Annotated in this window: 22 protein-coding genes; 13 read left to right on the top strand and 9 right to left on the bottom strand. The window is 63.2% G+C overall.

The annotated features are described in order from the left end of the window. Positions 1-269: 269 nt before the first annotated feature. Positions 270-1,121 carry an SDR family oxidoreductase gene (locus ACP7EY_RS23300; RefSeq protein ID WP_426197643.1) on the bottom strand — a complete coding sequence of 284 codons (852 nt, stop codon included), beginning with the start codon at positions 1,119-1,121 and terminating at the stop codon, positions 270-272. Between the two features lie 68 nt (positions 1,122-1,189). On the opposite strand from ACP7EY_RS23300, the gene ACP7EY_RS23295 reads away from it, so the two are divergent. Next, complete coding sequence (locus ACP7EY_RS23295; RefSeq protein ID WP_426197642.1) at positions 1,190-1,645, top strand: winged helix-turn-helix transcriptional regulator; 456 nt, start codon at positions 1,190-1,192, stop codon at positions 1,643-1,645. 100 nt (positions 1,646-1,745) lie between these two features. On the opposite strand, the gene ACP7EY_RS23290 is transcribed toward ACP7EY_RS23295, so the two are convergent. Both ACP7EY_RS23290 and ACP7EY_RS23285 read right to left on the bottom strand, forming a co-directional pair. Continuing rightward, entirely contained in the window at positions 1,746-4,328 is a 2,583-nt protein-coding gene (locus tag ACP7EY_RS23290) for a TonB-dependent receptor plug domain-containing protein (protein WP_426197641.1), read from the bottom strand. Positions 4,329-4,467: 139 nt separating this feature from the next. Next, on the bottom strand, positions 4,468-4,995 hold the full coding sequence (locus ACP7EY_RS23285) for a RidA family protein (protein WP_426197640.1): 528 nt from the start codon (positions 4,993-4,995) through the stop codon (positions 4,468-4,470). A 505-nt stretch (positions 4,996-5,500) separates the two neighbouring features. Between ACP7EY_RS23285 and ACP7EY_RS23280 the strand changes: the two genes are divergently transcribed. Both ACP7EY_RS23280 and ACP7EY_RS23275 read left to right on the top strand, forming a co-directional pair. Further along, positions 5,501-7,132, top strand: a complete 1,632-nt coding sequence (locus ACP7EY_RS23280; protein WP_426197639.1) for a flavin monoamine oxidase family protein — start codon at positions 5,501-5,503, stop codon at positions 7,130-7,132. A 15-nt stretch (positions 7,133-7,147) separates the two neighbouring features. Beyond that, entirely contained in the window at positions 7,148-7,546 is a 399-nt protein-coding gene (locus ACP7EY_RS23275) for a c-type cytochrome (RefSeq protein WP_426197638.1), read from the top strand. A gap of 51 nt (positions 7,547-7,597) precedes the next feature. Here ACP7EY_RS23275 and ACP7EY_RS23270 read toward each other — a convergent pair whose 3' ends face one another. Beyond that, positions 7,598-8,122, bottom strand: a complete 525-nt coding sequence (locus tag ACP7EY_RS23270) for a lipocalin-like domain-containing protein (protein ID WP_426197637.1) — start codon at positions 8,120-8,122, stop codon at positions 7,598-7,600. A gap of 255 nt (positions 8,123-8,377) precedes the next feature. Here ACP7EY_RS23270 and ACP7EY_RS23265 point away from each other — a divergent pair, with 255 nt between their 5' ends. Next, positions 8,378-8,668 (top strand): hypothetical protein, encoded by a 291-nt coding sequence (locus ACP7EY_RS23265; RefSeq protein WP_426197636.1) that lies wholly within the window; start codon positions 8,378-8,380, stop codon positions 8,666-8,668. Between the two features lie 71 nt (positions 8,669-8,739). Here the strand turns inward: ACP7EY_RS23265 and ACP7EY_RS23260 are convergent, their stop codons facing one another. Together ACP7EY_RS23260 and bdcA are read right to left on the bottom strand one after the other, a co-directional pair. After that, positions 8,740-9,051, bottom strand: coding sequence for a hypothetical protein (locus ACP7EY_RS23260; RefSeq protein WP_426197635.1), 312 nt, complete (start codon positions 9,049-9,051; stop codon positions 8,740-8,742). A 165-nt stretch (positions 9,052-9,216) separates the two neighbouring features. Beyond that, positions 9,217-9,930 (bottom strand): SDR family oxidoreductase, encoded by a 714-nt coding sequence (gene bdcA / locus ACP7EY_RS23255; protein ID WP_426197634.1) that lies wholly within the window; start codon positions 9,928-9,930, stop codon positions 9,217-9,219. Between the two features lie 73 nt (positions 9,931-10,003). On the opposite strand from bdcA, the gene ACP7EY_RS23250 reads away from it, so the two are divergent. The 4 genes from ACP7EY_RS23250 (at position 10,004) to ACP7EY_RS23235 (ending at position 12,520) form a co-directional block, all read left to right on the top strand. Continuing rightward, entirely contained in the window at positions 10,004-10,594 is a 591-nt protein-coding gene (locus tag ACP7EY_RS23250; RefSeq protein ID WP_426197633.1) for a TetR/AcrR family transcriptional regulator, read from the top strand. A 128-nt stretch (positions 10,595-10,722) separates the two neighbouring features. Beyond that, the gene (locus ACP7EY_RS23245) at positions 10,723-11,262 is read left to right on the top strand and encodes a hypothetical protein (RefSeq protein WP_426197632.1); all 540 of its coding nucleotides are present in this window, start codon (positions 10,723-10,725) and stop codon (positions 11,260-11,262) included. Between the two features lie 74 nt (positions 11,263-11,336). Continuing rightward, positions 11,337-12,254: a LysR family transcriptional regulator gene (locus tag ACP7EY_RS23240; protein ID WP_426197631.1), complete on the top strand. Its 918-nt coding sequence runs from the start codon at positions 11,337-11,339 to the stop codon at positions 12,252-12,254. A gap of 107 nt (positions 12,255-12,361) precedes the next feature. Further along, positions 12,362-12,520 carry a hypothetical protein gene (locus tag ACP7EY_RS23235; protein ID WP_426197630.1) on the top strand — a complete coding sequence of 53 codons (159 nt, stop codon included), beginning with the start codon at positions 12,362-12,364 and terminating at the stop codon, positions 12,518-12,520. Positions 12,521-12,560: 40 nt separating this feature from the next. Here the strand turns inward: ACP7EY_RS23235 and ACP7EY_RS23230 are convergent, their stop codons facing one another. The 3 genes from ACP7EY_RS23230 to ACP7EY_RS23220 all read right to left on the bottom strand — a co-directional run bounded on the left by ACP7EY_RS23230 (position 12,561) and on the right by ACP7EY_RS23220 (position 14,126). Continuing rightward, positions 12,561-13,412, bottom strand: coding sequence for a hypothetical protein (locus tag ACP7EY_RS23230; protein ID WP_426197629.1), 852 nt, complete (start codon positions 13,410-13,412; stop codon positions 12,561-12,563). A gap of 131 nt (positions 13,413-13,543) precedes the next feature. Continuing rightward, positions 13,544-13,708, bottom strand: coding sequence for a hypothetical protein (locus tag ACP7EY_RS23225; RefSeq protein ID WP_426197628.1), 165 nt, complete (start codon positions 13,706-13,708; stop codon positions 13,544-13,546). Further along, a complete protein-coding gene (locus tag ACP7EY_RS23220) occupies positions 13,698-14,126 on the bottom strand; it encodes a nuclear transport factor 2 family protein (RefSeq protein WP_426197627.1) in 429 nt (142 codons plus the stop codon). Before ACP7EY_RS23220 ends, ACP7EY_RS23225 begins: the two co-directional genes overlap by 11 nt. A gap of 41 nt (positions 14,127-14,167) precedes the next feature. Between ACP7EY_RS23220 and ACP7EY_RS23215 the strand changes: the two genes are divergently transcribed. The 5 genes from ACP7EY_RS23215 (at position 14,168) to ACP7EY_RS23195 (ending at position 17,576) form a co-directional block, all read left to right on the top strand. Next, positions 14,168-15,094 (top strand): LysR family transcriptional regulator, encoded by a 927-nt coding sequence (locus ACP7EY_RS23215; protein WP_426197626.1) that lies wholly within the window; start codon positions 14,168-14,170, stop codon positions 15,092-15,094. Positions 15,095-15,225: 131 nt separating this feature from the next. Beyond that, complete coding sequence (locus tag ACP7EY_RS23210) at positions 15,226-15,396, top strand: BrnA antitoxin family protein (protein ID WP_426197625.1); 171 nt, start codon at positions 15,226-15,228, stop codon at positions 15,394-15,396. Between the two features lie 74 nt (positions 15,397-15,470). Beyond that, positions 15,471-15,929, top strand: a complete 459-nt coding sequence (locus ACP7EY_RS23205; protein ID WP_426197624.1) for a BPSL0067 family protein — start codon at positions 15,471-15,473, stop codon at positions 15,927-15,929. After that, the gene (locus ACP7EY_RS23200; protein WP_426197623.1) at positions 15,926-16,351 is read left to right on the top strand and encodes an STY0301 family protein; all 426 of its coding nucleotides are present in this window, start codon (positions 15,926-15,928) and stop codon (positions 16,349-16,351) included. The genes ACP7EY_RS23205 and ACP7EY_RS23200 overlap by 4 nt, the downstream gene beginning before the upstream one ends. A 793-nt stretch (positions 16,352-17,144) precedes the next feature. Continuing rightward, positions 17,145-17,576, top strand: a complete 432-nt coding sequence (locus tag ACP7EY_RS23195) for an AAA family ATPase (RefSeq protein WP_426197622.1) — start codon at positions 17,145-17,147, stop codon at positions 17,574-17,576. The last annotated feature ends 27 nt before the right edge of the window (positions 17,577-17,603 follow it).

Here is a 17,603-nt window from a genome sequence, read left to right as displayed (position 1 = left end):
CAAGTCTGGTTAGCTGCGGGGTCGGACCACCATTCGGTGATCGACTTTTGTTGTCTTGTGCGCCGACTTCCATCTTGCGCTTACCGCCGCTTTCATGCGCGGGGGCGAAGAAATATGATTCCTCATGATGGTTAGCTCTTGAGTTTCTTTCGGACTCAGCCGCCGAAGTGACCGAGCGCCGCTGTGAGGAAGCGCTCGGGGACGACCCACAGGCAACGGTGAAAGCGCCGTTCTCTTGTCTGTTGGCAGGGCCTGCTGCAGACGCTCGCTTATGCCTGCTTGAGCGCCGATGCGATGGCATCCCTGAACGGCGTGGTGGGACGCCCGATCAGCCGCGCCAGTGCGCCGCCGTCATCGAACAGGGCCCCCTTGGCCGCCGCCACATCAAACGAGGCCAGCGCTTCCGGCCAGGGGGCGGGCAGGCCGGCCGCTGTCAGCGCTGCCGCGTAGTCGGCGGCGGGCAGGTCGACGTAGGGGATGTCCTTGCCGCTCTGGCGCGCGATCTCAGCGGCGAATTCGGCCAGCGTATAGGCCGTGTCCCCGGCCAGTTCATAGGTGTTGCCGTCATTGCCCGCGCCCGTCAGCACCGCCACCGCCGCATCGGCAAAATCGGCGCGCGCCGCCGACGCAATCTTGCCTTGTCCCGCGCTGCCGATGAAGGCGCCGTGCGCCACCGCCGGTGCGACCGAGGCGCTGTAATTTTCCGTATACCAGCCGTTGCGCAGCACGGTGATGCGCAGCCCGGACGCGGCCAGCATGGCTTCGGTGGCCAGGTGTTCAGGCGCCAGGCTCAGGGTCGAGCGCGCCGCGTGCAGCAGGCTGGTGTAGACCACCCGCGTGACGCCCGCTTGCACGGCGGCGTCGATGATGTTGCGATGCTGTGCCACGCGCTGGCCCACTTCGCTACCTGAAATCATCAGCAGCGTGTCGATGCCGGCAAGGGCGTTGCCCAGGGTGTCCGGGCGCGTGTAGTCCGCTTCGCGCACCGCCACGCCCAGGTCGGCCGCCTTCGACGGCGTACGCACCAGGGCGACAATGTCGCCCGCTGGCACCTTGCTGAGCAAGCGTTCGATGACGAGGCGGCCCAACTGGCCAGCGGCCCCGGTGATGGCGATTTTCATGGTGATTCCTGTTGTGGTGAGTGAGTGAGGCACTATAATATTCAAACTAACTTTTAGGAAGTACGCACATGAATGTAAGTGTCAACGACGACGCACCGCCGCCCGCCCAGGACCGGCCCAGCTTGCTCAACACGATGCGCCGGGGCGAACTTCTCGCCGCCACCTGCCCGTCGCGGGACATCCTCAAGCACCTCACCAGCCGCTGGGGCGTGCTCATTTTGCTGGTGCTCGAGACGCGCGTGCATCGCTTCAGCCAATTGCGGCGCGCCATCGGCGGGGTCAGCGAACGGATGCTGGCGCAGACCTTGCAGTGGCTCGAGAGCGATGGCCTGGTCGACCGCATCGCCTTCGATGTGATCCCGCCCCACGTGGAATACCGGCTGACGCCGCTGGGGTGCGAGGCGGCCGCAAAAGTGCGGGGCCTGGCCGACTGGATTGAAGAGAGCCTGCCCCGTATCATGCAGGCGCAAGAAGATCGCAGCGCGACGCGCGCTGCCGCCCAGCCTGACAGCAGCGTTCGCTGAGAAAAAAATCGGGACAGGCCGCTTGCCGGCCTGCCCCGATTGCGGGCGCTGCGAAGCGTCTTCGGCCTGACCAGCCCGAAGGCTGGCCAGGCCGAGCGCCTTAAAACGCGTAGTTCATGCGGGCGTAGTAGTAGCCGCCATTGATGCCGAACGGCGAAAAGCTCGGGTACTGGTTGACCGCCCCGGTGTTGAGCGCGGCGTTTTGCGCGGCGATCAGGGCGGCATTGTTACGGTCCGGATATTGATTAAACAGGTTGTTCGCGCCCACCGCCAGTGTGAGCGCCTTCGTCACGCTTTTCGCAATTTCCAGGTCCGTGGTCGCCTTGGTGCCGATCTCGTTCTTGAAATACAGCGAGCCGTTGACGGTGGTGTAGCCAGCCGAAGGACCGTAGACGGACTCGCGCAGGTTGACGGTCCAGCCATTGCGCTTCCACAGGGCGCCGAAGTTCAGGCGCGTTTTCGGCGACGAGTCTTCCAGCGAGGCGATGGCGCCCAGGTTGAGCAGGATCTGCGGCAGCAGTTGCGGCGGCGCCTGGTTGATCTTGGTGACCTCGACCTTGTTGTAGTTGCCCGCGGCCGACCAGTCGACGCGGCCCATGTCGCCGAAGTTGCTCGAGTACGTCATCACCAGTTCGAGCCCCTTGTTGCGGGTGTTGGCGGCATTGGTGAAGATGTTGATGCCGGTCTGGGTCACGGTCGGATCGAGCACATTGCCATTGGCCTTGATGGCCGCGACCACGGCCGGCGAATTGACGGCCGCGCCGGAACCGTACAGCGAGGAGCTGCCGACGATACGGTCGTGGATGTTGATGATGTAGGCATCGGCCGTGATGGTCAGCTTCGGCGCCGGATGGAGCACCAGGCCGACGCTGTAGTTTTGCGAACGTTCCGGCTTCAGGCCGTTGATGCCGACCAGCGCCGCGCCGGCCGAATTCGGCGCCAGTTGCACGAAGGCGGAGGTGGGCGAGACGTTGGTGGCCGAGTAGTACTGCTCGGCCATGGTGGGCGCGCGAAAGCCGTTACTGATGGTGCTGCGCAGCGCCACTTGCGGGCTGAAGTCGTAGCGGCCCGTCAGCTTGGCCACGCGCGCGCTGCCGAAGTCGGAAAATTTTTCGTAACGCGCCGCCGCGTCGAGCTTGAGGTTGGCAATGGGCGAACCGGCGACGTCGATGTAGATGGCCTTGTCGTTGCGGCTGTGATCGCTCGCATCGGTCAGGCTGAAGCCCGGATACGACTGCGAACCTTCCTTGTAGCGCGAGGCGGCGTCGCCGGCGCCGATCTTGTAGCCGTCCTTGCGGTACTCGAGGCCCAGCGCCAGGTTCAAGGGCGAATTCCAGCCGACGGCGAACTCGCGGTTCGCATCCAGGTTGGTGGTCCACTGGGTGGCCGTGAAGTCGCCCGCGTGGAACGTGGTCGGGGTCGCGCCGGTGTCGTTGTACAGCGAGATGTTGCCGGAATTGACCACGCCGATCTCGGCCTTGTCCTTGCCGTAGGTGGTCGACAGGTCCCAGTTCCAGACCCCGGCCGTGCCCTTGATGCCGGCCGAGACGCCGAAGTCGGTTTCGTCCATCGTCATTTGCGGGCTGAAGCCCAAGGGATAGATCTTCGGCAGGCGGTTCGGGGTGCGGTAGTTCTCGAAGGCGTTGGCGGTTTTCTTGCCGTAGGTGGCGTTGGCATACAGCTCGGTGCCGGCGCCCAGGTCGATGCCGCTATTGAGCGAGAGCAGCTTGATATGGTAAGCGGCATCGCCGGCGATGTGGTTCAAGTAGGGAAAGCCGGGCGCCAGCAGCAGGTTCGGCATCGACGCCTGGTTGGCGGCCGAGGCCACGCGCGGGTCGATCGAGCTGCGGTCGCTAAAGCCGTGGTACTTGGATTCGGCGCTCAGGTTCAGGTAGCTGTTCTCGCTGGGCTCGAGGCCCAGGTTGACCGACAGGTCGCCTGTCTTGCCGCCGCCGTCGAAGTAGCGCCCGCCGGTGGCGGTGACGCTGCCGCCATGGCTGTCCTTCTTGAGGATGATGTTGACGACGCCGGCGATGGCATCGGTGCCGTACTGGGCGGCAGCGCCGTCCTGCAGCACTTCGATATGGTCGATCGCGGCCACGGGAATGAAGTTCAGGTCGGTCGCGGCGCCGCCCTGGAACGGCCCGCCCAGCACGGCCAGGTTGGCGGTGGTGTGACGGCGTTTACCGTTGATCAGTACCAGCGTGTCGTTTGGCGACAGGCCGCGCAGGCGCGCCGACAAGGTCAGGTTGGCGGCGTCGCCGCCGAAGGCCTGGGCCGTGAACGAGGGCAGGTTTTGCGCCATCGCCTGGATCAGGTCGGGCTGGCCGGTGCGCTCGAGTGAACCGGCGTCGAGCACCTGGATGGGCGAGGCGCTGTCGACCGCTTTCAGGCCGCTGCGGCGGGTGCCCGTCACGATCACCGCTTCCACGACCGGGGTGGCGTCGCGGGCAGCGGCAGCGGCGGCGGCCGCTTCGGCCTCGGCCGGCGACGCCAGCGTCAGGCCCGACTGCAGCAGCAGCGCGATGGCGGCCGAGCCACGCAGGATCTGTTTGCCGCGGCTCCAGCCCTGGGCGGCGAACAGGCTGGCGATCTGCCGCGACAGCACGGTGGGCGAAAGGATACTGCGCGGGGCAGCGCCCGAAGCGGTGCGGCGGACGGCGAGGCGGGACAGAGGCAACATGGATACAGCTCCTTCGGTGGCAGTGGTGGAAGACAAAACTGAGGACGAGCGCCGCCGCCACCTCTTGTTCGGGTGCTGTGCGGTTGATACATGAACGCGTCCGGGCTGCCTCCTTGCATGGGCCCGGACGCGGGCAGGATTATTTGGCGGGCGCGGGCGCCTTTGCCGCGGTCATCTCGATTTCGACGAGGCCGCCCTGCATGGGCAGCGCGGCCACCTGCAGCGCGGTGCGCACCGGCTTGTTCGGCTGCGTGGCGCTGCCGAAATAGTCGCTGTAGGCGGCGTTGAGACCGGCAAAATCCATCTTGCCGCCCAAGGCCGGGTCGCCCACCATGAAGACGTTGACCTTGACCACGTCCGCGAGCGTCAGGCCCTCGGCAGCGAGCAGCTTGTCGAACTTCTTGAGGATCGAGATGACCTGGGTGTGGGTGTTGCCATACGCCTCAATGCTGCCGGCGGGCGCGGCTGGATTGGCGACGTCGGCCAGGTTGCCACTCAAGAACACGATACGGCTGCCGGCGGGCACCACCACCGTGGTCGAGATGGGCGATTTCGAGGTGGCCGAACTGACGCGCTTGATATCTTCGGCGTGCGCCGTGGCAGTCAATTGCAGGGCAGAAATCACACCGGCAAGGGCGAGGCGGGCAATAAGCGGGGAGGCGTGCATCGTTCAAATCCTCTTTCAAAGTGACTATTTTGGCAACGTTAAATCGAGCACATCGGCAGTGTGTTTGTTTCATGTTCTTCAGCAAAATGTATGCCAGGAAATGTCACGCGCCCGCGCACCGGGTTGTTCGATGGCGCATGCGGCGCCGGGCGGGCCGCTGTGGCGCCCCCACCGCACAGTGAAAATCGGGGTGGCGCCACGCCCCCCTGTGCGCGGGGCAGAGCGCGTCAGGGACGATCATCTTTCGCATTCACATCACTCACCGTGATGATGCATTGCACCAAAATGCAAACTAACAACGCACGCTTACAGCACAGCACAGCACGCTGTGGCCATTCGAGTGCGCAAGAGCATTTTTCTTCTATCTATATGCGCGTTGCTTCAAACGCGACAAAACGGGGTAGCGAAGGGCCTGCTGGAATTTGGCATAGTTCTTGCTGGAAAGAGGAGTGCGTCGCCGCGCTGCGGTGCACGACGTCACTTCAACCTTTTCATATGGATGACCATGCCAAATACCGATTTCACCCACACTGAAGCTGCCGGCACGCTGCACGCTGCCGGCGGCGCGACCCGCCGCGATTTCCTGGTCAAGGCGCTCGCGCTCGGTGGCACCGGCATGCTGATGGCAACCATGAAAGCCTGGGGCATGGATCTCGCCTCGACGGCCAGTGCGCCGCCGCGGCTGACGGGCAGCGGCAAGGGCAAGACCGTGGTCATCCTGGGCGCCGGCATCGCCGGCATGACGGCCGCTTACGAGCTGGGCAAACTGGGCTACACCATCAAGCTGATCGAGGCGCGCGATGTCGCCGGCGGGCGCATCCAGACGGCGCGGCGCGGCAAGGTGCTGCAGGAACTGGGCGCGGAGAAACAGGTGTGCGACTTTGCACCGGGCGAGTACATCAACCTGGGCCCCTGGCGCATCCCGTTCAACCATTACTCGACCCTGCACTACACGAGCGAGTTCGACGTCAAACTGGAGCTGTTCAACAACGACAACGACGCTGCCTACGTCTACAACGAACGGGTGCAGGGTCCCCTCAACAAGCGGCGCCTGCGCATGTTCGAGGTCAAGGCCGACCTGCGCGGTTATGTCGACGAGTTGCTGGCCAAGTCGCTCAAGCGGGGCATGCTCGACCAGCAGGTGACGACGGCCGACAAGGCCTTGCTGATCGACTACCTGGTCAATGAGGGTTATTTGTCGAAAAAAGAACTCGACTACAAGGGCACCGAGGGGCGTGGCTTCAAGGTCAACCCGGGCGCCGGCGTCAATCCCGGCCCTGGCGTGGCGTCCGATCCGCTGGGCTTTTCCGACCTGCTGCAATCGAAGCTGGGCTTGATGTACAAGTCGGTGAGCACCTTCGTGCAGCAAAAGACCATGTTCGAGCCCGTGGGCGGCATGGACATGATCGCCCGCGCCTTCGAGAAGCGCGTCGGCAGGACCATCAGCTACAACCTCGAAGTGAGCAAGCTGGTGAACCTGGCCGACAAGGTCGAAGTGCACGTCAAGCACACCGTCAGCGGCAAGCGCAGCGTGATCCAGGGCGACTTCTGCCTGTGCACGATTCCCGTCTCCGTGCTGCGCGGCATCGACACGGATTTCTCGGCCGGCTTCAAGGCGGCCATGCAGAGTGTCACCTACTCGCCCCTGTGCAAGATGGGCTTGCAGATGAAGGAGCGCTTCTGGGAAACCAATCACGGCATCTACGGCGGCCACATCTTTACCGACATCAAGGGCATCAACCTGATCTCGCTGCCCTCGTCGAACTGGCAGGGCAAGAAGGGCACCTTGCTGGGCTACTTCAGCTATGGCGCCGACGGCGCCGAAATGAGCGCGCGCACCCCGCGCGAGCGCATCGACTATGCGCTGTCGGCCGGCGAGAAAATTTTCCCGGGCGAATACACCAAGGCCTTCGAGGCGGGGTTCTCGATCTGCTGGCACCTGGTCAAGTACAGCATGGGCGCAACCTCGCACTGGAACGAAGACGGGCGCGTGACGGCCTATCCGACCTTGTGGGAGGGCGAGGGCCGGACCCTGCTGGCGGGCGAACACATGAGCTATCTGACGGGCTGGATGGCCGGCTCGATCGAGTCGTCCTGGCAGCAGATTGCACGCATCCACCAACGTTTATCGGCATAAATAAAGAGAGCAGGCATGAAAAAAACAATATCGATGGTCACCATGCTGCTGGGCGCGCTGGCGCCGGCGGGGGCGCAAACGCTCGATGGCAAAACCGTGTTCGCGAAGAACTGCGCCGCCTGTCACCAGGCCAGCGGCGCCGGCATCCCCGGCGCTTTTCCTGCGCTCAAGGGCAATGTCTTCGTGCAGGGCGACGCCGCGGCCGTGATCGCGACGGTGCTCAAAGGCCGGGCCGGCATGCCCACCTTCGCCAGTTCGCTCGACGACGACAAGATGGCGCTGGTGCTGAGCTACATCCGCCAGTCGTGGGGCAACAAGGCGGGCGCCATCAGCCCGGCCGACGTGACGTCGGTGCGTGCCAGTTCCGGTGCGGGGGAGGCGGTCAAGCAGGAGCAGCCGACCAATGTGCACTGAGGACGCAAGCGCGCCTTGACGCGCCGATCGACGCCGAGGACCGGTGTCGAATTACCGCTGCCGCACGCGTTCGAGTACGCGCTCGGCGCGCACGGTGCGGCCGCCTTCTTCATAGCTTTCCCGAATGATCATGCGCTGACCGACAATCTCGAAGGAACGGGCTTGCCTGGTGTCGATATAGGAGGGGATATTGCCCCCGTCGACGTGCGCAATCCATTGGCGCCCATTGTCAGCGAGCCGGTAGGTACCGAAATACGAGCAGTACCACACGGGGATGCAGGCATCGGGATCGATATCGACCGAGGCGGTGGCCGGTGCCGGCGGGTTGCGCATGATGCTGATCGAAAAGTGGCCTTCCCTTGTAAACACAAACTGGCCCACGGGCCGCTCGCCAAACGCATAGATGGCGGGCGCGCCATCGGGGGTGTCGACGTAGCGCAGCAGTCGCCATACACCGGTCAGCGCCTGTGCGCCACGGGCGGCCGGCGCGGCAGTGTTTGCCGCAGCCTGTGCCGGCGCCGCGCCGGCAAGCAGCAAGCCCGCTAGCAAGGCCATGGCGACGAAGGGTGTTTTCATGTTCTATTTCCTCGATGGAGAGACGCGCGCCGTTGCGGCGATTGCGCGGCCCATCTTCTCATGCACGAGGCCGGACGGGCAAATTGCCTGTGTCTGCAAGGCGATGTCATTGCGATAAGCAGCGGGCCGCACCGACCAGGCCGGATCGCTTACCATGGCTGAACTTGGCGTTCAAATACCGCATCCCGGCGACAGGATGTAAAAGGATCAGCCCACAGTCGCGCGTGCTGAAAACGGTTGCAACTTAGGATAAACATGACAGTGTTCTGGATGGTCTGGGGCGGCGCCGCCGTCCTCATTCTCTTGTTGGCGTCGGCAATTGAAATCAACGGCGGGCGCAACGGTTTTCAGGGGGCGAACGGCATCTTCCTGTTTGTCAGCGCGTATCTGACGGTGCTGTCGAGTCCGATCCTGTTCGCCCTCACCTGGATCTGGGCAAGCTTCCTGACAGCGCTCGCGGTCTGGCTGATCGGGGCGATTGTTTATTATGCGTTGTTCAAAATCGCCGTCACGCTGATCACCCGACTGGGCCAGCCCCGCACATAAACGCGCGGTCCCGGCGCTCAGGGCAAGAAAGGCCATCGCGCGGTTCGGAGGGCGCCTGCGAGATCACCGTCTTATTCGGCGCGATCGAAGGGGCGCATCGCTAAAAAAGCAGGTTCAAGGGGGAACAATGAAGGCAATTGCCCGTCTCCGAGCCGGGCGGTGGCCTGCAGCCATTCCGTGTCGGAGCGTGCTTTTACTTGCGCAAAGATGTCTGGCTCGGCCTGTTGGAGAACCATTTCCAGGCGTTCCATGTGACGACGAATGCGGGCCGCTTCCAATTGCGTTTCCGCAAGTTGTTGGCGCAAGCGACGATATTTTCCGATCACGATCGCCAGCATCGCCGCCGCGGACAGACCGATCGCCAGGAGGGGAAAGAGGTTCATCGCTCGATCATACATTGCCTGTTTCTCAAGCAGTACTTTTTTGCATGGTCGCGATCATTGAATGCTTGCGTGTGAAATTGGCGCGCCGTCGCCAGGCGAAGCGGCGGCGCTCTATGTTGCCGGGCCAGTCAACAGAACGGGCCAGCGCAGCCCGCCTTATATTGCTCAGGCGCCGAAGCCGCCGTCGATCGTGTGCATCGCCCCCGTCACAAAGCCCGCTTCCGGACCGGCCAGCCAGGCCACCATGCCGGCCACCTCGTCGGCGCTGCCGTGGCGCTTGATTGCCATGAAGCTGTGCATCAGGTCCTTCATCGGGCCGTCCGCCGGGTTGGCGTCCGTGTCGATCGGCCCTGGCTGGACGATATTGATCGTGATGCCGCGCGGACCGAAATCGCGCGCCAGTCCCCGCGCCAGCCCTTGCAGCGCGGATTTGCTCAAGGCATACGAGGCCATGCCGGGCAGGGGCATGCGGTCGCCGTTGACCGAGCCGATCACGATGATGCGCCCGCCGCTGGGCATCTGCCGCGCCGCTTCCACCGACGCGTGGTACGGCGCATGTACATTGATGCGCAACAGGCGGTCGATGGCATCGGCATCCTGCTCGAGCGCATCGCCGAAGATGGCAATGCCGGAATTGACCACCAGCACGTCCAATGGACCGCTGTCGCGCACTCGGGCGATGACCGCATCGCGGTCGGCGCTGTCGGTCTGGAAGGCGGTGCTGCCGGTCTGCGCGGCGAGGCCATGCGCCGCTTCCGGCGAGCCCGCGTACGTGAAGGCGACGCGCGCGCCGTCCGCCGCAAAGCGCCGCACGATCGCCGCGCCGATGCCCCGGCTGCCGCCCAGCACCAATACCGATTTACCTGTGGAATCCGACATGATCACTCCTTTTTGATTAATGTAACGCATGATACAATATGCCTTGTCCCCGCTGTCAAGGCTTTTTGTAATCATGACTACAAATATCGTTCCCACCCGTGGCCGCCCGCGCCAGTTCGACCCGGACGCGGCGCTCGTCACCGCGCAGCGCCTGTTTCACGAGAAGGGCTATGACGCGCTCAGCGTGGCCGACCTGACGCGCGCGCTGGGCATCAATCCGCCCAGCTTTTACGCCGCCTTTGGCAGCAAGGCCGCGCTGTACGCCCGCATCCTCGAGCGTTATGCGGCGGCCGGGGCGATCCCGCTGGCGCAGATCCTGGGGGCGGAGCGGCCGCTGGCCGAGTCGCTCGCCGAGGTGCTGGTGGAGGCGGCGCGCCACTACGCGCTGGACGCCAGCGCCAGCGGCTGCATGGTGCTCGAGGGAACCCGTTGCAACGATGCGGAAGCGCGCGCGGCCGCGGGCGGCTATCACCGTGCCGCGCAGGAATTCATCCGCAGCAGCATCGCCGCGCGCTATCCGCTGCAGGCCGATAGCGTGGCCGACTTCGTCTGCACCACCATGGCGGGCCTGTCGGCCAGCGCCCGTCACGGGCACAGCCTGGACCGCCTGCTGGCGAGCGCGCGGCTGGCGGGGCTGGCGCTGGCGCAGGCGCTGCCGGGATAAATGCCCTGTCAGGCGCGGACGAGCGCGGGGCCACAGGCCGTTCGCAGCAGCGCAGCGTCCGGCCGATAAATTGCCAATCCGATCACGGAAAATGCTATGCTGGGTTTCACACTTTGCGTGGGCCCGCCATGAAATCCTCTTTGTCTGTCGCCATCGCCGCTTGCATGACCATGGTTTGCGCCGCACCCGCCACTGCCGCCGAGACGGGCGAGCAGTTCATGGCGACCCTGCAGAGCATGTGCGGCCAGCGCTTCGAAGGCGCGCTGAGCTACGCGATCGACCCCAGGAATCCCTACGTGGGCCAGAAAATGTCGACCGACATCGTCTGCACGGGCAAGGACGTGCGCCTGCCGGTGACGGTCGGTGAAGACCGCTCGCGCACCTGGATCTTCTCGCGCACCGCCGCCGGCCTGGACTTGCGGCATGACCACCGTCACCCTGACGGCACGCCCGAGCCCGTCACCATGTACGGCGGCCTGGCCAAGGATGGCGGCACGGCCTTGTCCCAGTCATTTCTGGCCGACGCGATTACCTTCAAACTGTTTCCCGGTTCGGAAACGAATATCTGGACGGTCAGTGTCAGCGCGGACGGTTCGGTGCTGACGTATCACCTCGATCGTCATGCCAGGCCGCGCATCGAATTTGTCATGAAGCGCGTGGCTCACTGAGCGCGCCGGGAGCCCTGCGTCTGCCCGTAGAATAGCGGGCTGCGACAGCTTCGCGGTCACTCCGGAAAGGCTCCATGTTCATCCGCCAACTGAAATACCTGGTCACGCTGGCCGAAGTCGGTCACTTTTCGCGGGCGGCCGAGGCCTGCCATGTGTCGCAGCCGGCGCTGTCGAGTGCGATTCGCAAGCTCGAGACGGAGCTCGACCTGCAACTGGTGCGGCGGGGCCGCAACTACGAGGGGATGACGGAGGCGGGGCTGCGCGTGGTGGGCTGGGCGCAGCATCTGCTGTCGAGCTACGAGGCGATGCGGCAGGAGACGGACAAGGCGCAGACGCGCTTGTCGGGCAACTTGCGCATCGGCGCCATTCCGACGGCGATGCCGATCGTGCCGTATCTGACGGCGCCCTGCCAGCAGGCCTACAGCGGCATCAACATCACCTTGCTGTCGCTGCCCTCCGATGAAATCGTGCGGCGCCTCGACAACTACGACCTCGACCTGGGCCTGACCTTTCTCGACGACCGTGCGCTGGGCGGGTTTCAGCTGCACCCCTTGTTCCAGGAGCGCTACGTGATGGTGGCGCGCGATGCGGCGCTCTTCAAGGGCAGCAGCACGCTGAACTGGGCGGAGGCGGCCGAGCTGCCCCTGTGCCTGCTGACGGCGAACATGCAGAGCCGGCAGTTTATCGACGCCGCCTTCCGCAGCGCCGGTGCGCGCCCGAACGTGCGGCTCGAGACCGATTCCATCTTCGCCTTGTACGCACAGATCCGCTTCAGCGACCTGTGCGCCATCATTCCTCACAGCGTATTGAGCCTGGTTGAACTGCGCCAGGAGTTGACGGTGGTACCGATCACGCCGGAAATGTCGCGCGATATCGGCCTGGTGCTGCGCCGCCAGGACCCGCACCCGCCCATCACGGCGGCCGTGCTCGCCATGATCCTGCAAACACCGCTGCAAGCGCGTTTCGATAGTTTGATAAGCGCCATCTATTAAACGATTGCCGAGCGCTATTGGATTGCCATGGGCGGATCGTTCATCATGATTCGCATGCCCCGCCACATTGTGCGGACCGCACCATCAATCACCTGGAAAGCCCTGCCATGTTCAACGCCACCACCCCCACCACTGCCAATCTTGCCGCCGCACCGTCGAGCCTGTTCTGGATCATCGAAGCGCTGCTGATGGTGCAGTTGCGCGACGAACTGGTCGCTGAGCACCCGGCGGCGCAGGTCGATGGCGCGTATCACTACGGTCTTTGAGCGATGGGCGCCCCGATGGCGCCAACAACAGCTGTGCAGGCTAGCGGGTAGCCGTTCCCCTGATGCGGTCAATATGCGATTTCATCACCTCGATCAGTCCCATGCTGCGCATTCCGTCGCGGCCCTGAAAATGCACGCGCGTGTGGAATAGGGCATCCGTGGGGCCCCACAAGAGTCCTCGTCCGTGCAGTGCCAGCGCTTCCGAGCGCAGACCTTGTTCCTGCGCGGCCAGTGCCGGAAGCTGAAAACGGCGCGGCGCCACCGTGGCGAATCCCGTATCGCCAAGCGCCAGGATCAGCTGTGCCCGTTCATTGCCACCGAAATAAGTAAAGGTCGATGCTTTTTCAGCGCCGGCGAATTGCGCTTCGCTTCGCACGGTCCCCGGTGGAAAGCGGGAAAGTTCTGGCGCCAGTTTCATCATGAGCTGGTACATCTGGAACAGGGATGCCGTGTTCGCCTGAAATTCATTGGTTTCCTTCAGCCAGCGCTGCGTGCGCGGATTGAGCAGCCAGGGCTCCTGGTTGGCGGTGTAGGCCGGCACTTGCCTGGCAAAGGCGTCGAAAATCAAGTCGGGCTGTCGCTGAAACAAGGGCAGGATCGCGCGGCACATGCTCTCCGTCTTGTCATCATAATCCTGCAACAGCTCGCGCACGACGGCGCGACGGTCCCTGCCGCTCTTGAGCGCGTCGACGGCCCGCTTCTCGATTTCGGGGCCGATATATTCCAGCGCGACGCCTGCGCATGTGTAGGCGGAGAGCATCTCGGCGGGCGCCTTCAGCGCCACAACTGTCCGCAGCGTCTGCGCTTGCGCGCCCGCGCTGACGATCGCCCACAGGGCCAAGGTGAATGCCAGGCGGGAAGCCATCGTGATCATGCGCACGGGAGAGGACATGGTGACCTTTGCTGGAATGAGAACAACGTGCAAACACGCTGTATTGAGAAAAAGAAATATTAACACATGGAAAATATTTTACTTCCTTAACGCCGCTGCGGCCGGCGCCATGGCTTGTGGGACGGATGGCGTCAGGCGACCGGCACGGTGCCGCCGTCGACCAGGTAGTCGGCGCCCGTGATGAGGGTGGCGCCGGCCTCCCGCAGCGTCGCCACGACCGCCGCCCCGATGCCCTTGGTGCCGCCGGTCACCACGGCGCGGCTGCGGTGCAGTGGGAGAGGGGGCTCATGGTGCAATCTCCAGGCTGGCAATCTTGTCGCCGTCGACGACGAAGGCGTAGCGCAGGTCGACCGGACTGCCGGGGAAGTTGCCGACAAGTTTGCTTGTGACGACCGTCTTTCCGTCGCGCTGCTCGGCCGCAAACGGCTCGCTGGTATAGGTGAATTTTTTCGACGCGGCGTCAATCCATTGCTCGATGGCGGCAGTGCCGCGATGGGTCTGCCCTTCGTCCGTCACGACGGCGGTGGCGCTGAAGCAGTCGCTGACGTCCGCGCCGTCACGGCTGTGGGCAATAAAGAACGCAGCGATTGGCTGGGGCAAATGCAGGGTCATGGTGGAGTCTCCTTCGAGGGTAAGCGCCGACGGTGTGTCGGACTGGCGATGAAGGTCATCATAGGCCCCGTCACTGTAGAAATTAAGGGGATTATGGTACATTCGCTTTATCCCCAAAGTTCACAATAGACCCCTCAGGCGCCATGGCAGATACCTCGTTCGACGGGATCAAATCCTTCCTGGCCGTCGCTGAACTGCACAGTTTCACGGCTGCCGCCGCGCGCCTGGGCGTGACGACCACGGCTGTCAGCAAGGCGGTCAAATTGCTCGAGTTGCGCCATGACGTGGTGTTATTCCAGCGCACCACGCGCCACGTCGCCTTGACCGAAGCCGGCGCCATCCTGGCCGCCAGCTTGCGCGACGCGGTCGGGCAGCTTGACGCCGCATTCGAGGCCTTGCACGCCACGCGGGGTCGGCCGACCGGGACCTTGCGCCTGACCATGCCACGTGCGCTGGGCGCCTTGCTGATCTTGCCCCTGAGCGTGCGCTACCGGCTTGCCTGGCCGGACGTCGCGCTCGACATCTCTCTCGACGACAGCGCCGTCGACCTGGTGGCGGCCGGCTTCGACGCCGGCATCCGGCTGGGCCAGGCCGTCGCCCAGGACATGGTGGCGGTGCGCCTGACGCCCGAGCTGCGCTGGTCGGTGGTGGGCGGGCCGGCCTATTTTGCGCGTGCCGGGCGCCCGGGCACGCCCGAGGATCTGACCACGCACGACACCATCGGCTACCGTTTTCTTGCCTCCGGCGCCTTGCACCGCTGGGCATTCCAGCGCGACGGGCACAGCTTCCAGGTCGAGACGGCCGGCAAGCTGGTGGCCAACGACACGGGCCTGATTCGGCGTTTCGCCCTGGCCGGCCTGGGCCTGGCCTACCTGCCCGACATGGAGGTCGGCGCCGACATCGCGGCGGGCCGCCTCGAACGCGTGGTGCAGGCGTTCGTGCCGTCAACGAGCGGCCTGTTCTTGTATTTTCCCGTGCGAACGCAACAGCAGCCGAAGCTGCGGGCGTTTATCGATATTGCGGTCGCTGAAGCGGCGGGGTTGAGCAGTGCTGTATTTTTGGCGGGATAGAAGTGAGCGTTTCCGCGCAGCCATGCCGATGCTTATGAGTAGAGCGCGGGTTGGTCAGGTTTCACGCCGGCCAAATGCGTGCGGCTGCCGGCTGATTGGAAGCGATAGGTGAACGATTTGGAATAGCTGGCATGGATGGACTTGACGCTAGGCTTTATGAGACGGTGCGCGTCAGCCTGCGCATAAACCCTACCGTGCTGGCCGCCTTTCAGAAAAGTGGCGCTGGCTGGCAAACGCGCATGAACCGCGCGCTGCGCGAGGGGGCACAGGATCACGATCTGTTGGCGGCTGACGCTTCATAAGACCCGGACGAGCGTCGCTACACGTCGATTTGCTTTCCCCGGCGAAACCTTGGTACTGCGCAAACCCCGCCACCATGACCCTTGGCACCATCACGGTGAGCCGCAATCAAGCGGTGATGGAGCCAGTCATGCCGTATGTAAATACTCATGTGGATGAACTATTGGGCAAGCCATTGCTGGGTGATGGGGAATGCGTGCAAATCGTCAAAATGACAGTGCCGGGGTTGGTGGACATCGGTACGATGAATTGGAAGGAAGGCGAGCCGGTGTTAGGGTCAAAAGATCTCCAGCGCGGGACAGCCATTGCAACCTTTACCAAAGGGCGATTCTCCCGCCAACATACTGGCCCGCACGCGGCGCTATTTTTGGCATACGCCGGGGCGACGCGTTTTTATGTCATGGAGCAACATACGCGCAGCAGGAGAATAGCAAGCCGGCGCATCCGTATACCGCTGCATGGCAACCGTCGCGCCGATGGCACATATCCACAGACCAGTAACAACGCGCTTGCCTTCAGCGTGATCGAACAGTGAACCATCGACACCTCCCATACGGCGCGCTTGTGCCCATTGTGCTCTTGGCGATACTCCCACCCGCGCTCGCTGGCGATATGACGGCAACGTGCCCGGAGTCGCTTCCTGCCAGCTCCTTTGCAACGGTGAACCCGCCGGCTGGTTGGATCGGCAGCACACCAACGCCGTTACACCTGGATGAGGCCGGGATGATGGCGGGGCCACCAGATGAAATACTTTACTTGGTTCCGACCCGGAGCACGCGCAACCGGCAGGTATTCGAGTTTGAACCGGGCGACCGCCAGAGGTGGCTGTGGTGCTCGTACGGGTCCGCGCAGCTATCCCGACGCCTGGACGATAAAGCGACCGTCTGCACTGTCGATACCAAGTGGCGCAAGCAGGGCGGCTCTCCAACGATGTCAGCCACCGTGACCTGCCGGTGAGCGTTCTACTGCCTTTTCCGGGCCCATCTCCTCGGGCCGTCGACGCGAAAACCAGGACGGCGGCGATCAGCCGTCTACAAGTGCGATGGTTCTGCAACTAGTTGCCGCGTAAGCCTCCGTTGAGGCGGAGAACTGAAAGGCACACCTCGCCAACGGGCCCGAGCTCTTCCTTGGCCGTGAATTCGGCGCTTAGTGATGAGGCCGTTTCGATTTTTCAGATGCGACGTTACGCCTCCCACTCCACGCCCGCCACCCTCCGCCTGGCCACCAATCCCCCCGTTTTTGCCCACCCAAACGCAAAAAATCCCCCAAGTCGATGCTTACTTGGGGGCGTTTCTGGAATTCTTAGTGGTGATAGGTGGAATCGCACCACGCATCGCACCGGACGCATAACTATTTGATTCGGAAGCCATTTTTCGATTGCTTGGTGTCGAGATTCGTTCAATGTGCATCACCTATGTGACGCACTCCCCGGACATCAGAATGCTAGTGTAGGCGCAATCTTTCTCGACCGCTAGGGCGACGAGATAGCATCTATAAGATCGGCAGTTCAAGTCCATTATGCGTACTTGAACTGTCTCGCTGGGCGAATGGGGCTACCTAACCACTTCTGACCGTGGAAATGCTTGCCGTACCGTCGAGATGCGAAAGACGTTGATTATTTTGACTCCGTAGGATGAGAGTACATGTCAGCACATCGTCTAGGCTTGTGGGGGCAGCGATACCCCGGGTAAGTCATGGACATAATGATGCCTGTATGGCATTCTCAGGTAACAATGGCGCGGAGTAACTGATGATTGTTCAGCTGGATATGGAAAACTGGAAGAGTTATGCGAAATCATCGCTCTATATCGATCGTCTGTCAGTACTCGTAGGAACGAACGCGAGCGGGAAGTCAAACGCGCTGGACGCGTTCTCGCTACTAAACAGAACCGCCAACGGAAGCATGCTGACCTCTGCACTCCAGGGTGATGGCTCTTTGACGTCCATACGGGGAGGCATTGATTGGGCGGCCAGACGCCCGGGTGATAGGTTTGCACTGGGCGTAACTTGCCGCGCAGATGAGATTACGGACTATGAGTACCGTGTCGATTGTCAAATTTCGGGCAACCGGTGCGACATCGTTGCCGAACTGCGGTGGTCAAGTAATTTCGGACACAACGATAGGTTCTCGTGCTGCCATTTTCCGTTCGTAGACGGCGGGCGGCAGATTACCCAGTGCTGAATTGATTCGTTTCCCGTTGTAGAAGCC

Origin of the sequence: Massilia sp. DWR3-1-1 (assembly GCF_049898325.1) — a bacterium.
Taxonomy (GTDB): domain Bacteria; phylum Pseudomonadota; class Gammaproteobacteria; order Burkholderiales; family Burkholderiaceae_D; genus JAFCUW01.
Note: the sequence above shows the minus strand (reverse complement) of the source record. Positions and strands in the feature narration are given on the sequence as shown.